General features: G+C 62.1%; 12 protein-coding genes. 10 read left to right on the plus strand and 2 right to left on the minus strand.

Features of this window, described 5'->3' with window-relative positions; genetic code table 11:
* Positions 1-3 precede the first annotated feature (3 nt).
* The gene (locus BZL41_RS13765; RefSeq protein ID WP_095599820.1) at positions 4-792 is read left to right on the plus strand and encodes a thioesterase II family protein; all 789 of its coding nucleotides are present in this window, start codon (positions 4-6) and stop codon (positions 790-792) included.
* 74 nt (positions 793-866) lie between these two features.
* Here BZL41_RS13765 and fhuF read toward each other — a convergent pair whose 3' ends face one another.
* Entirely contained in the window at positions 867-1,523 is a 657-nt protein-coding gene (gene fhuF, locus BZL41_RS13770; RefSeq protein WP_095599860.1) for a siderophore-iron reductase FhuF, read from the minus strand.
* 235 nt (positions 1,524-1,758) lie between these two features.
* Here fhuF and BZL41_RS13775 point away from each other — a divergent pair, with 235 nt between their 5' ends.
* From BZL41_RS13775 to cysC, 9 genes are all read left to right on the plus strand, one after another.
* The gene (locus BZL41_RS13775; protein ID WP_095599821.1) at positions 1,759-3,456 is read left to right on the plus strand and encodes an ABC transporter ATP-binding protein/permease; all 1,698 of its coding nucleotides are present in this window, start codon (positions 1,759-1,761) and stop codon (positions 3,454-3,456) included.
* Between the two features lie 793 nt (positions 3,457-4,249).
* Positions 4,250-5,254: a sulfotransferase gene (locus BZL41_RS13780; protein WP_095599822.1), complete on the plus strand. Its 1,005-nt coding sequence runs from the start codon at positions 4,250-4,252 to the stop codon at positions 5,252-5,254.
* A complete protein-coding gene (locus tag BZL41_RS13785; RefSeq protein WP_168191001.1) occupies positions 5,254-6,606 on the plus strand; it encodes an MFS transporter in 1,353 nt (450 codons plus the stop codon). The genes BZL41_RS13780 and BZL41_RS13785 overlap by 1 nt, the downstream gene beginning before the upstream one ends.
* Positions 6,607-6,627: 21 nt before the next feature.
* Positions 6,628-8,100 (plus strand): condensation domain-containing protein, encoded by a 1,473-nt coding sequence (locus BZL41_RS13790; protein WP_095599823.1) that lies wholly within the window; start codon positions 6,628-6,630, stop codon positions 8,098-8,100.
* On the plus strand, positions 8,063-9,541 hold the full coding sequence (locus BZL41_RS13795; RefSeq protein ID WP_095599824.1) for a GMC oxidoreductase: 1,479 nt from the start codon (positions 8,063-8,065) through the stop codon (positions 9,539-9,541). The genes BZL41_RS13790 and BZL41_RS13795 overlap by 38 nt, the downstream gene beginning before the upstream one ends.
* 13 nt (positions 9,542-9,554) lie before the next feature.
* Complete coding sequence (locus BZL41_RS13800) at positions 9,555-10,802, plus strand: aminotransferase class III-fold pyridoxal phosphate-dependent enzyme (RefSeq protein WP_095599825.1); 1,248 nt, start codon at positions 9,555-9,557, stop codon at positions 10,800-10,802.
* A 15-nt stretch (positions 10,803-10,817) separates the two neighbouring features.
* A complete protein-coding gene (locus tag BZL41_RS13805; RefSeq protein WP_095599826.1) occupies positions 10,818-11,549 on the plus strand; it encodes an HAD-IA family hydrolase in 732 nt (243 codons plus the stop codon).
* Complete coding sequence (locus tag BZL41_RS29275) at positions 11,546-13,000, plus strand: glycosyltransferase (RefSeq protein WP_095599827.1); 1,455 nt, start codon at positions 11,546-11,548, stop codon at positions 12,998-13,000. Before BZL41_RS13805 ends, BZL41_RS29275 begins: the two co-directional genes overlap by 4 nt.
* A complete protein-coding gene (gene cysC, locus BZL41_RS13815) occupies positions 12,997-13,611 on the plus strand; it encodes an adenylyl-sulfate kinase (protein ID WP_095599828.1) in 615 nt (204 codons plus the stop codon). The genes BZL41_RS29275 and cysC overlap by 4 nt, the downstream gene beginning before the upstream one ends.
* Before the next feature lie 15 nt (positions 13,612-13,626).
* Here the strand turns inward: cysC and BZL41_RS28020 are convergent, their stop codons facing one another.
* A complete protein-coding gene (locus BZL41_RS28020; protein ID WP_174706170.1) occupies positions 13,627-13,806 on the minus strand; it encodes an RES domain-containing protein in 180 nt (59 codons plus the stop codon).
* Positions 13,807-13,842 lie beyond the last annotated feature (36 nt).

Here is a 13,842-nt window from a genome sequence, read left to right on the forward strand (position 1 = left end):
ATCATGCACGCTCATCGCCTGCAGGACTCGCCGTGGGTCCACACCCGACCGCTGCCCGGTGCGCGCCTGCGCCTGTTCTGCTTCCCTTTCGCCGGTGGCAGCGCCGGTAGCTTCATGCCCTGGTCCCAAGCCCTGGCGCCGGATATCCAGCTCTGCGCGATCCAGTTGCCGGGGCGCGGGGCACGCTTCGGCGAGCCGCCCATCCAAGACTTCGTCACGCTGATCGAACAGCTGGGTCAGGTTATCGCCCATCACGACGACTTGCCCTACGCCTTCTTCGGCCACAGCCTAGGCGCTCTGGCGGCCTTCGAACTGGCGCACCACTGTGTCAGGCGCGGCTTGGCGCGTCCGCGTCATCTGTTCGTCTCGGCCAGCGGCGCACCGCGCCACCGTGTCGGCGCGCCACGCTACGACCTGCTGAGCGACCGGGAGCTTGTGGACAAGCTGCGCGACTATGCCGGCACCCCGCCCGCGGTGCTGGCGAACCAGGAACTGATGGCGCTGCTACTGCCGGCCATCCGCGCCGATTTCGCCCTGCTGGGCAGCTACCGCTACCAGCCGCGTCCGCGCCTGGACGTTCCCATGAGCGTGCTCGCCGGGTACGACGACGCCCATGTAGGCGAGGAAACGCTGCGCGACTGGCAGACGGAAACCTCGACCGGTTGCGAGCTGCACGGCTTCGACGGCGGGCATTTCTTCCCCTTCGAGCGGCCGCAGGCGGTGCTGGAGTTAGTCAGAGGTCGGTTGGGCTCGAGGGTGGCGAATCCAGGCTTCGCCGAGTTGATTCCGTAGCCCGGATGCGATCCGGGGAAGTCGACCGGCATCGGAAAACCATTCCCGGATTGCATTCGGGCTACAGGGTCGAGCTAGCCCTCGCCGCCGTAGATGTAACGCAGATAGCTCGCCTGTTCCGCCTGCGGCAGGCGATGCAGCTTAGGGCAGGACTCGCACAACACCTGCGGCTTGCCCGGTACCGGGGCATGCAGTTGATAGTGCAGGCAGCAATGACGACGCAACGGGATGCGCGCGCAGACCTCCGGTGCCGGCGAGTCGACCATCCATTGCAGGCTTCTCGGCTTCAGGCGGCCGTCTGCAACCACGGCCTGCTCCAGCCAACGGTGGGCCTCGGCGAAGCCTTCGCGCTCCAGGCTGGCGTCGATCCTGGCGAATGCGCCATCCCACACTGCCGCCAGGTTGCCCCACAGCACCTTCGGCGCCAGCCCGCCCCAGGCGGCGAGGCTGGCAAACAGCGGCTCCAGGTGATCGTGCAGCAGACGCGTCCAGTAATCACCACGCTGCCAGGCGGCGAGCGCCGGCTGCGGCGAGGGCAACAATACTGCCGACGGCTGGCCGGCGTCATGCAGCAGCGCCACGTCCCGCTCCCAGAAAGCGATGGCCGAGTCGCGCACCAGCGCGGCCGCGAGGGTGGCCGGCAGCAGCACGCTGAGGTAGTTCATCGACCACTGGGACGCGACGGGAGGACGCTTGATGCCGGGGTAGAGTTCGGCGAAACGGTCCAGCAAGGGATGCAGCACGCTCGCATCGGTCAGGCTGGTCAGCGGCACTGCTGCACGACCATCGCTTTCGACCTGGATCACACGCTGGATGGGTGGCCATGCGTGGCACAGCCAGTCCGGTAGTTCGATGGCCAGCCTCCATAGCCCAAGGCATAAAAACAATGAGAACGATTAGCGTTGATGGTATAGCCGTCCCTCTATAAACTCAACGCGTTTAACGCCGGGCAAACCTTGAGGCCACATGCAGACACTCCGCGATTTCTGGTCGCTCGCCCGGCCGTTCTGGTCCTCTTCCGAAAGACGTCCCGCCCTCCTGCTGCTGCTCGGCACGATCCTGATGAACCTGTGTCTGGTGGGCGTGAACATCCTCTACAACCTGTGGAACCTGCATTTCTACAACGCCCTCCAGGCCCTCGACTACGACGCCTTCCTGATGGGCGGCGGCTATTTCATCCTGCTGCAGGCGGGGCTGGCCACCTTCACCGTGGCCGCCTTCCACTTCCAGCAGAAGCTCACCCTGCGCTGGCGCCGCTGGTCCACCGAGAACACCCTGCAGCTGTGGCTGCAGCGCCAACGCTACCTCAAGTTGCAGCTCACCTCGCCGGAAACGGACAACCCCGATCAGCGCATCGCCGACGACATCAACCTGTTCATCGGCATGTCGCTGAAGCTCAGCCTGGGCCTGATGACCGCCCTGGTGTCGTTGTTCTCCTTCCTGCATATCCTCTGGCAGGCCTCGAGCCTGGTGCGGATTCCCATCGCCGGAGAAGAGCTGGTGATCCCCGGCCTGCTGGTCTGGGCGGCGCTGCTGTACTCCATCCTCGGCACCGGCGGCGCCTTCTGGCTGGGGCGCACCTTGCCGCGCCTGAACTTCCTCCAGCAACGGCGCGAGGCCGACTTCCGCTTCTCCCTGATGCGCCTGCGCGAAAACGCCGAAGCCGTTGCCCAATACCGCGGCGAAAGCGAGGAACACGCCCGCTTCAGCCAGCGCCTGGGCGCCGCGCTGGATAACTTCTGGGCCTTGGTGAAGCAGCAGAAGGTCGTGCTCGGCTACTCCACCTTCTACATGCGCAGCGCCATGATCATTCCCATGTTCGTCATGGCGCCGCAGTTCTTCGCCGGCGCCTTCCCGCTGGGCCGACTCACCCAGCTCAGCGCCGCCTTCGGCGAGGTCCACGAGGCGATGGCCTATCTGGTCAAGGTGTTCCCGGAGATCGCCGAATGGAAATCGATCATCGACCGCCTGACGGGCTTCCAAAAGCGCCTGGCCAGTGTCGGCGACGAAACCGGCGTACGCCTCGAACACAACGCCGACGGCTTCGAGGTACAGGACCTGTCGCTCTGGCTGCCGGACGGCAAGCCGCTGCTGGGCGATCTGAACCTGTACCTGCAGGCGGGCGAGAGCTTGCTGATCCAGGCCCCGTCCGGCTATGGGAAATCCACCCTGATCCGCGCGCTTACCGGCATCTGGAGCCATGCATCCGGCAAGGCACGGTACGATCTGGGCAATGTCCTCACTTTGGCGCAAAAACCCTATCTGCCGCTCGGCAGCCTGCGCGACATGCTCTGGTATCCCGCTGCTCCCCGCCCCGAGGACGACCCGGCGCTACAGCGCATCATGCGCCAGTTCGGTCTTGGGCATTTGATCGAGCAGTTGGACGCCGAACTCGACTGGTCGCAAACCCTGAGCATCGGCGAACAACAGCGCTGTGCATTCGCCCGCGCCCTGCTGATGCGCCCCAAGGTCCTGCTTCTCGACGAAACCAGCTCAGCGCTGGATGAAGCGACGGAGCGAAACTGCTACACGCAACTGAAACACTCGCTGCCCAACTCGATCATCATCAGCGTGGGACATCGGGCCTCCCTGGAACACCTGCATACCCGGACATTGAATTTGCAGCATTGCCGACTGGCCGAGCCGAAACTGGACTACTCATGACAGTTTGCACGTTTGTCCCGTCCCTTCGCTGGCGACTTCTCCCAGTTTGATCCCACTGCACCCGTTCAGGGCCGCATGCGACTGGTCATTGCGTCGTAACCGGCACTGACGGTACGCAAGGAAGCGTCTACCTCCCCCGACTTGAATCAGTTCGACGCCGGCGACCGGTCGTTATAACCACCGATATGTCGTCCTGTGGCTGTGCATCCGAAGCTGGATTGCCCTGCGCGCCCTCTTTTTCAGGATATCTCGCCAGCCATACTGAGTTTCATGAAAAACCCTTTTTTATCAGACACTTATATTTAAAAACGGCAGAATATCAAAACTCTTCATTTTGCGACTTACTTAACCAATATATTGCAAATACCCTAGCAATTTTGCCCGCTTTAAGTGATATATCGCAAAACAATAAAACAATGCACTTAATTGATCTCAAAACCGGGAAGGAATGGTTCTCAAAACCGAAACACCACACCCTATTGCGCAAGACTTTGCGCACAGCGTGTGCGTTACCATCAGCCAACTGCAATTAATTAATGAAGCTTGAAATGTTTAACTTTCATTACTGGCATATTGATCCCCAAAAAATTCCTCGGTCACTTATCTAATAGTTAGTGCCAATGAATAACCAAGCCGTTTGAGACTGGCAGGTGGCCCTTGCTTACATTTCATTAGCGCAAATTCCCGAAATTTCTTTTCTGAAAACAACTCGTTAATCGTCCGCACGCTGGGCAACTACAAGGCTAAATCAGGCCAAGGGCTGGATTTTGCTTAAAAACAGAGGGAACGAATAATGAACACTAAGTTCACCGAGACAATAAGCAGTTATCCACGCCCCCCTATTGACGGGACTGTCATATCCAATCCCCCTTCTCTCACCCTGCCCTCCAACCCTGTCTTGCTCGGCGGCGAAAACCGTTCCGGCACCACGTTGCTCAGCGTCCTGCTCGACTCGCATCCCGATCTGGTCGTCGGTCCTGAGATCGATTTCACCGAGCCCGTGGACCTCGGCCCGCACATACTCGCGATATGCGATCTGATGGACCGCCACAGCTCACAGCTCGCCGATGCGACGAAGGACAGCATCGATCCTGAGCTATATGACGGCGCGCACTTCGTTGTGCAGTGCGAGCGTTTCGGCCTCGGCCGTGACGACCTGCGAGAGCTGGTGAGCCGCGTGATGACCGAGCGCGGAACCGACTTGTTCACCCTGGAGGACCGTTGCCTGCTCATCGATGCCATCGGCGAATTCCGCCGCGAGCAGACGGGCGCCAAACGATGGGGGCTGAAGCTTCAGCGGAAGATCCAGGACGTCGGTACCTACGCCGCGATCTGGCCACAGGCTCATTTCATCCACATCATCCGTGACGGTCGCGACCTGGCCGCCTCTCATCTCAAGACCGTTCCCGACTGGGGCTACCGGACTGTCGCGGAAGCCGCGCGAGGCTGGCTGGAAGTCGTCACCCGGCCCCGCCAGGCTGCGCCAGAGGGCCGCTACCTGGAGGTGCGCTACGAGGATTTGATCATCCGCCCCCGCGAAACCGCCGAGCGGATGCTGGCTCACCTCGGCCTGCCCTGGAGCGAGGCGGTCCTGTACCACGCGGAGCAGAAGCACGCGCTGTTCGACAAACCCTGGGGCCACCCCGCAGCGGAAGCTGCGGGTAAGCCGCTCTACACCGGGCGCAATGGGCGCTACCTGCAGGACCTCTCCCGCGGAGAAATCGAGGAGTTCGAGCGGATCGCCGGAAAGGAACTGGCACACCTGGGCTATGAGCTGGCAACCGGAGGCGTGGCCTGATGCAGGCGGCATACGAGGTGTCCCGACACCACCTGCCGCGTAGCTTCTACCTCCTTCTCACGGGGCAGACGGTCTCGCTCGTCGGTTCCCAGGTGACACTTCTCGCCCTTCCCTTGATTGCGATCGAACAGCTCGCTGCGGGCCCGCTCGAGACCGGCGTATTGCTCGCCTGCGGACGGGCCCCGTATCTGCTGCTGGGGTTGCTCACCGGCGTTCTCGTCGACCGTCTCCCGCACCGTGTCCTGCTGATGACGGCGAACATGGCGATGGCACTCACCTTGGCCACCGTGCCGCTGGCCAGTCTCCTCACCGGACAGGTCGGCATGCCTCATCTGTACGCTGTCGCCACCCTGGTAGGTGCAGCTACGGTGATCGCCGATGTGGCTTTCCTGGCTTGTGTGCCAACCGTAGTGCGCTCTCCCCAACGGGTGCAAGCGCAGAGCAGACTGGAGCTGGGGCAGTCAGCGGCATTGGTGCTTGGTCTGCCGCTCGCGGGCTGGCTCATCGCCACAGTCTCTGCACCTGCCGCGATACTCGCGGACGCCGCATCGTTCCTGCTGGTGACCGTACTGCTCCCCTACGTGGTGATGCAGCCGGCACGTGACAGGTCCGGCGCACGTGAACGACGTAACGGCGGAATCGTCCGGCGAGTCTTCTCGGAAGCGGCAGAGGGTGCGCTGTTCGTGCTGCGCAACCTCCAACTGCGCGCAGTCACGCTCGCCACCGGCACCCTCGTCTTTTTCCATAGCGCCTACTCCGCTGTCCTCCTGCTGTACCTGACCGCAGAGCTGGGTCTGGATGCCACGGCAATCGGTATTATCACGGGTATCGCTGCGACAGGGGCTGCCCTCGGTGCGCTGCTGGCCCGTCCGGTGGCACAGGTGTTGGGGTTGGGCCATGTACTGATTGCGGCTCTGCTCATCAGCGCTTTCGGTGCGGTACTCACCCCTGCGTTTCAGGTATCGGGATGGTGGGCGTGGCCGGTGACAGGGCTTTCACAGTTCCTGTTATGGGCTGGCCAGCAGCTCTACAACGTCCATCAGGTCCCGATCCGTTACGCCCTGGCACCACCCGAGCTGCATGGCCGGGTGAACGCAAGCATCCGCACCGTCGTCTGGGGGCTCGCCCCTCTGGGAGCCCTGCTGGGTGGTGCCTGTGGAGCCTGGCTTGGCGCCCGGACGACCCTCCTGCTCAGCGGTGCCCTGATCGCACTGGCCACCGGGTGGCTCATGGCATCGCCCCTGCGGAACGTCCGGACAGCGCAACTCGAAGAGGCCTTCCCGGAACCGACATCCCCCTTCCCCGCCCGCCATTCGCCGGAAGGGACTCCACCCACCATTTCCGTTTCTTGAGGATAAGGACAGTCATCCACCATGAAGTTCTTGGACATACCATCGTTCGGTCTGTCGCCGGGGCGCCTTACCGTCTGGCGGGCCAGCGCACCGCCCTCTTTCGACGCGCCCTGGGCAGACGATCCGCGCCCGGCCTCCTATGGCCAGGAAGCGCTCATTACCTACGCCCTGGAGGCGGCCAGCGAAGGCCCCCTGCCACCGTCCTGGCTGGGCGGCGCATTCGACCTGCCCGCCGAACTCGATGCAGACGCCTTTGCTGCGGCCGTGCGTGGCTGGATAGACCGTCACGAAACCCTGCGCAGCCGTCTCATTCTTTCTCTGCCCATCACTACGGGCAGCTGCCTGCGTCGCATGACGCTACCTGCCGGTGTGGTGACGATCCAACCCGACGCGACGCGCGACTTTACCGACGGTCAGGAGCTGGCTCGTTATCTCGAAGCGCTGTTCGACAGCGAAGCCGGCCCACTTGGCTGGCCCGGGTATGTCTGCGCCACCATCAGCCGCCCGGAAGCGACCACCGTCTGCCTCGCCGCCGACCACACCCTGATGGATGGCTACTCCCTTCTCCTGACCGCATACGAGATTCAAACCCTATACGCAGTAGCACTCGCTGCCTCCACCGGGGAGCCCGTTCCGTTCCCTCTGCCACCCACGGCCAGCTATCTCGACTTCGCGGCGGCCGAACGGAACGCCGCCGACACCCTGACCACCGACCACGAATCCATCGTCCGCTGGCGACGGTTCGTCACCGAGGCCGGAGGATGCCTGCCGGCGTTCCCTGTACCGGTCAGCGACGTGAGCGGCAGGCCCGCCGCCCAACCTGGCGGATACGCCGAGCTTCTCGATGCCTCCACCACGCATGCCTTCGATCGCGTCTGCCGTGCGGCAGGCGGCGACTCCTTCTCCGGGCTGCTCGCCTGTCTGGCCAAGGTCGGCCAGGAAATCACCGGTTCGGACAGTTTCCGCACCATGGCCCCCTTCCACACGAGGGCTGGCCTCTCGCGCTCCGCCATCGGTTTTTACGTGGGAATGAGCCCGATCGCCTTCCCCCTGGATGCAGCGGACTCCTTCGCCGAGGCCGTGCGCTCCGCGGTCTCCGGCCTCGACGGAGTGAAAGAACTGGCCCAGATCCCCTTTCCCCGGGTGACGGAGCTTCTCGGCCAAGCGCTCCACGACCCCTTCATGGTTTCCTACGGCGACCTTCGTCGCGCCCCGGGAGCCCGCAACTGGAACACCTGGCGGACCGCCATGCTTCGCAGCCGCAGCACCGACCCGGACGACGTGTACTTCTGGTTCATACGCACCCACGACGGCCTTTTCGTCAGTTACCGCCACCCCGCCACCGACGCGGCAGAAATTGCGGTTCCTCAGTACGTGGCCCGTACCAGGCACCTTCTGGCCTCCGTTGCTAGCACAGGCTGCTGGCCCACCCCCATCCCACAGGAAACTATTGCCCATGACGGATTTCAGGCACATCGCCGCTGCCTCTTGTGACTACACACGCTTCGACGCGGTTATCGTCGGCTCCGGGCCATCCGGATCGGTCGTCGCCCGAACGCTTGCGGAAAAAGGCTGCCACGTGGCCGTTCTGGAGTATGGCGGCCTGGTTTCCCCAGGTGCTTTGCACGGGCCTCATCAGGCGGCCTACAGCGCGGCACTCACCTCCAGCGGCCCCGCCGATGGCAAGCCCTGGACAGCATGCTGCGTCGGCGGCGGCATGCAGTTCTACAACGCGATCACGTTCAGATACCGGGAAGCCGACTTGTCGGCTTCCCGGTATCTGGCCACCGACATGGAAATCGATTGGCCAATCACCCTCCAGGAGCTCGATCCGTACTACACCGAGATCGAGCACCTCCTGGGAATCAGTGGCGCGAATGGATTTCCCTCGTACCCGGCCAGCCCGCGTGGCGTGATGCTCTCCAATGCGATGCAGGCGCTTGGCATAAGCCCGAAGAACATCCCGCTGGCGATCCGGCCGCCAGGAACGAGCAAGGGATGCATCGAATGCTCCGCTTGCGATGAACTGGCATGCCCCACGGATGCAAGGGCATCGGTGCTGGCGAGGAACATTCTGGATGACTCCGCCCTGCCGGGAACGATCACTGTGTTGTACGGCTGTTTCGTCAACCGGATCGAGACCCGCAGCGACGGTCGGGCCGAAGCCCTCGAGTGCTATGTGCCACTCTCCTCGGAGCTGATCCGGATTCCGGTCGAAAGGGTCATCGTTTGTGCGAACGCGATACAAACGGCGGCATTGATGCTTCGGTCGAAGAGCAGGCATGCGCCGAGAGGAATCGGTAACGAATCCTGTCTGGTCGGGCGCGGACTCTCCTTCAAGATCAGCGGCTACTCCGTCGGCTACATGGAGCTGACCTGTTCCAACGCTTTCGTGCCGCACTGGGGGCCGCATGCGACCGTGTATACCGACGAGTTCTACGAGCATGCCGACGTGCCATGCCGATTCGGGGGGCTCATCTATGAAGCGAATTTCCCCTTGCCGGACGAGAACGTCGGCCTTGTGCGCCTGCACTACATCGCCGGCGAAGAGCCGTGGTCGCACAACCGCGTCGTACTGGACGAGGCCGTTGACCAGTACGGGATTCCCTACATCCGCTTCGAATACCGAAACTCGGAAAACGACCTGGCGCGGATAAATTTTCTCGCCGACCGCGCGGACGACATTCTTCGCCACCTGGGCGCGTCCCGCATCGAGCGGGAGCCTTTTGCCCATGCCAAGGGCAGCTCCCATCTGCACGGCACCATGCGTGCCGGGCACGACCCCGGAACCTCGGTCGTGGACAACTACGGCAAGGTCCATGGGTTCACCAACATCCATGTCATGGATGGCTCCGTCATGAATTTCGCGGGGAACAGCAATCCGACACACACCATCATGGCCAATGCGAGGCGCATGGCCCTGTCGCTCGAGTGAAGAGGGAATTGAAATGCTCGATCCTGTAGTTACCGGCTATCTGACCGAATGGGAGCGGGAAACCCGCTCCTCCATCGTGTTCCGCTCCGCCAAGGGCGCCATGGCGGAGGACGTCGACGGCAAAATGTACCTGGACATGACGTCCTGCAGCGGGGCTTCGCCCTTGGGCAGCAACGACCCCGTATTCAAGGCCAGGCTGGCGCAGGCGATGGCGCGGGAAACCGACGTCCTGCCATCGCCGGTGAGCGAGCAACGCCAGCTCCTGGCCGGAAAAATGGCGGCGATGTTCCCGGACCATCCCCGCGTGTTCTTTCTGAGGACCGGCTCCTGTGCGACGGAAGCAGCGGTCCGGATCGCCCGGCACCGGACTGGCCGGCCGGTGATCCTGACGGCGGGCTTCCACGGCTGGCACGACCTCTTCCAACAGCATCCCTGGTCAGACAACCCACCGGCCGAGGATCGGCACGTCCAGGATTTCCAATACGACCTCGATGTGCTGGAACGACAGTTGGTCGAGAACGAAGGCAAGGTCGCAGGCATTTTCTTCACCCCCGAGCCCTCGGTCTTTCCCCCGGAATTGCTCCGGAACGTCGCCCGGATAGCCAGGCTGCATGGCGTACTGCTGATCGTCGATGAAGTCCTGTGCGGACTTCGCTACGCCAACGGTGGCTATTGCCAGCAACACGGTGTGAAAGCCGACCTCATCACCTTGGCCAAGGGCATCGCACAAGGTGTCGGCCTGTCCGCGGTCGTCGGCACCGCCGATGCCATGGAGGGCGCCGACAGGGCCTATCTCGGCAATACCTACCTGCGCGAGAACCGGGCCTTCGTGGCCGGCAACCTGACGCAGGAAATCTTCGCAGAAGGCCAAATAGTCACGCGCCTGGCCGAGAGCGGCTCTGCACTCAAGGCGTTGTTCCTGCGCTCGTTCGAGCGCAACGCAATACCGGCGCGCATCCTCGGCAGCGACAGCATGTTCGACATCGTCCTGCCTACGCTCAGCCATGGACAAGCCTTCGCTCAACGGTGCCTGCAGCACGGTATCTACATTGGCTACCCAGGCAAGTACATGAGCAATGCGGCCATGGACGACACGTTCTTCAGCGCTCTGCAGTCGGCATTGGACGGAGCGCTCGCAGACTACCGCAAGGACCAGGACATGACGGTCCATGTCACCGAGGCCTCCGTCGTCGAGTACTGCGCGAAAGCCTTCCACGCCACGGAGCGCGCATGCCTCTCCAACAAGCATCACTGGGCCTGATACAGGGAGAAGATCATGAAGAATCGAACGGAAACGACAATCGCCTATCCGTGCAATGGATGGGGGCTGCGGGAAGAAGACTTCATCGGCATTCAACTCAAGGGTTATGACCACATAGCCTTCGATCTGGATGGAGTCCTCGTGGATTCCGAGGCCGTGGTCGAGGCCGCACTCCGTCGCTGGGCGCAGGAAGAAGGCATCTGCCCGGATTACACGATGCGCATGTCGGCCGCCCGCCGGGATATCGAACTGGTGGCGGCGATTGCCCCCAACCTCTGTCCGGAGCGCGAAGCGGAACGTATCGCGGATTACGAAATCCAGGCGATGAAACTACTGCAACCGATCCAGGGTGCTGCCGAGTTCTATGGATCGATCCCCTTCGGCCGAAGATCCATCGTTACCTCGTCGGCGAGGATTTCAGCCCTTGCCCGCCTCGATGCGGCGGGAATCCCCCACCCGAAAATTCTGATTGCAGCGGAGGATGTCAGCCAGGGAAAGCCGGATCCGCAACCCTATCGGACGCTGCTGCGCATGTTGGGCATCGCCCCGGAAAGATGCCTGGTTTTTGAAGACTCCCTGACCGGTATCGAAGCGGCAACCGCCGCCGGCTGCGACTGCGTAGCTGTTGGCCTCAACGCCAAAGGCCACCCTGAAACCAAAGGTTGGATAGAGCACTTTCGCGAGATTTTCTTTCCGGCCGGCGTCGCTGAGCCTGCTTTCCAGATCGAACGGAGGGACACGCTGTGAAAGTATCCACGGAACGACGCACACCGCTGTTCGATGAAGTGCTGATAGAAGGGTCGGTACTCGAGCACTACACCGCGAAGCGGGAAGAGTACGGGCCCCTTCTCGATCACCTGCTCCGCTCGTCTCGCGTAATGCGTGACACGTTCGGTCACCGTCGAATCTGGCACATGAACTCCACGGCGTTCGGCGGTGGAGTCGCCGAAATGCTTCCCCATCATATATGCCTCCTGCGGGAACTTGGCTTCGACGTGCGCTGGCTCATCTTCAAGCCGAAGGAAGAGCAGTTTTTCCAGTTCACCAAAGGGCTTCACAACTCCCTTCATGACACTGCCGTTGCTGGCCTGGATGCCTTGCTGCCGCAGTATCTGGAGACATCCCTGCAAGGTGCTGCGGAACTGGAGAAAATCATCGGGCCGGACGACTTCCTGATCATCCACGATCCGCAGCCGCTCTGCGCCGCCGCCCAGTTTCTCGAGGCCTACCCGCATCCCGCCATCTGGCGATGCCACATCGGCTATCCCGAGCGCACCCCGACAGTCGAGAATGTCTGGCGACTCCTGGGGACCTACCTACGGCCTTTCCAGCGCATTGTCCTGAGTGCCAAGGAATATGCCTTCGATACCGACCGTCCCATCGATATCATCCAGCCGTCGATCAGTCCGTTCTCGAGCAAGAACCGCAACCATATGGGGACTGCGGACCGGACGCTGGAGGATTCGGTTTCGTTCAATGCCCACGAGATCGAGCCCTGCCCTTCGCTGAGCGACATTCTCGGCTCGCGCTATTTCCTGCATGTCTCCCGATGGGATGGGTTGAAAGGCATTGACCGGGTTATCGCCGCTTTCGAGCGTTTCGCCAGAATGCCGCTCGACGGGGTAGACGATATCCGCCTGGTCATCGCCGGGCCCGACCCCTTGGGTGTCGCTGACGATCCCGAAGGACGCGCGTATTTCGAGAAATGCGTAGAGCTGCACACCCGGTTACCCAAGGACGTGCGGCAGCGCGTGTACCTGGCCTGTATCTCGATGGAGAACCATGACGTAAATGCAGAGATCGTCGGTCGGCTGCAACAGAAAGCCCACGCCGTGTTTCAACTGTCCCGCGAAGAGGGCTTCGGCTTGACGGCAACGGAGGCACTCTTCCGAGGCAGACCCGTCATCGTGTCATCCGCCTTCGGCCTGAAAAGGCAGGTCGTGGACGGGCTGAACGGCATCGTTCTCGACGAGCCGGACATCGAGGCCAAGGCAGCAGGAATCATGCAGCGCCTGGCAACCGATTATCGTGACTTCGAGGACATCGCCAGAACCGCGCATGAGAGTTGCCTGCGCTCCAGTACGCAAATCTCGCAACTTCCCAGGTGGTATGAGTCGATGCAGTCAGCCCTGTTCAGCTTTGAGGATGCGCACTGCAAGAAACCCTCGAATCACAGAGCGTTTGAGCCAAGCGTATGATCGACTTTGCTTTCTGGCTCAGCCATGACGTGCATTGGCAGGCAATCGAGGTCGACCGCAAGGCGAGATCGGCGCTCAAGCAGCAAAAAGCGGTCGTCGTCTGGTTCACGGGGTTGTCAGGTTCCGGTAAATCGACGATCGCCAACCGGCTGGAAAAGTTCCTCCATTCCCAAGGCCGCCACACCTATATGCTGGACGGCGACAATGTTCGCCACGGACTCAACAAAGACCTCGGCTTCACCGACAAGGATCGTGTCGAGAATGTCCGTCGGGTGGCCGAGGTCGCCAGACTGATGGCGGACGCGGGCCTGATCGTTTTGGTGTCGCTCATTTCCCCCTTCCGTTCGGAGCGCCAGCTCGCGCGCGAACTCATGGCCGATGGCGAATTCATCGAAGTCTTCGTCGATACGCCCATCGAGGAATGCGTCCGGCGGGACCCGAAGGGGTTGTACAAGAAGGCAATGCGCGGCGAGCTTCACAACTTCACGGGTATCAGCTCACCCTATGAGCCGCCCGAGCGCCCGGAAGTGCATCTCGAAACGGTCGGGACGGCCCCCGATGAGTTGGCGATGCGAATCCATGCCCTGCTGGAAAGCCGAATAACGTGCTGATGAACGTCGCCGGCGTCAGCTCCGAGCAAGGAACATGCGCTCGTAGGTGAAGTCATCCACCTCGATCACCTTGACTCGACTGATTGCCGGATGACGTGGGTTCAGGACGATGTTGCGTTCGAGCGGCAGCACTGCGGATGGCACGATCAAATGAAGAGTACGCTTCGCGTCCATAAAAGAAGCGCCATATCCCATGCAGCCTCATTCGTCTCTTGGCAACGCCCGTTGGGT

The sequence above is a fragment of the Pseudomonas sp. PIC25 genome, assembly GCF_002286785.1.
Classification (GTDB): domain Bacteria; phylum Pseudomonadota; class Gammaproteobacteria; order Pseudomonadales; family Pseudomonadaceae; genus Pseudomonas_M.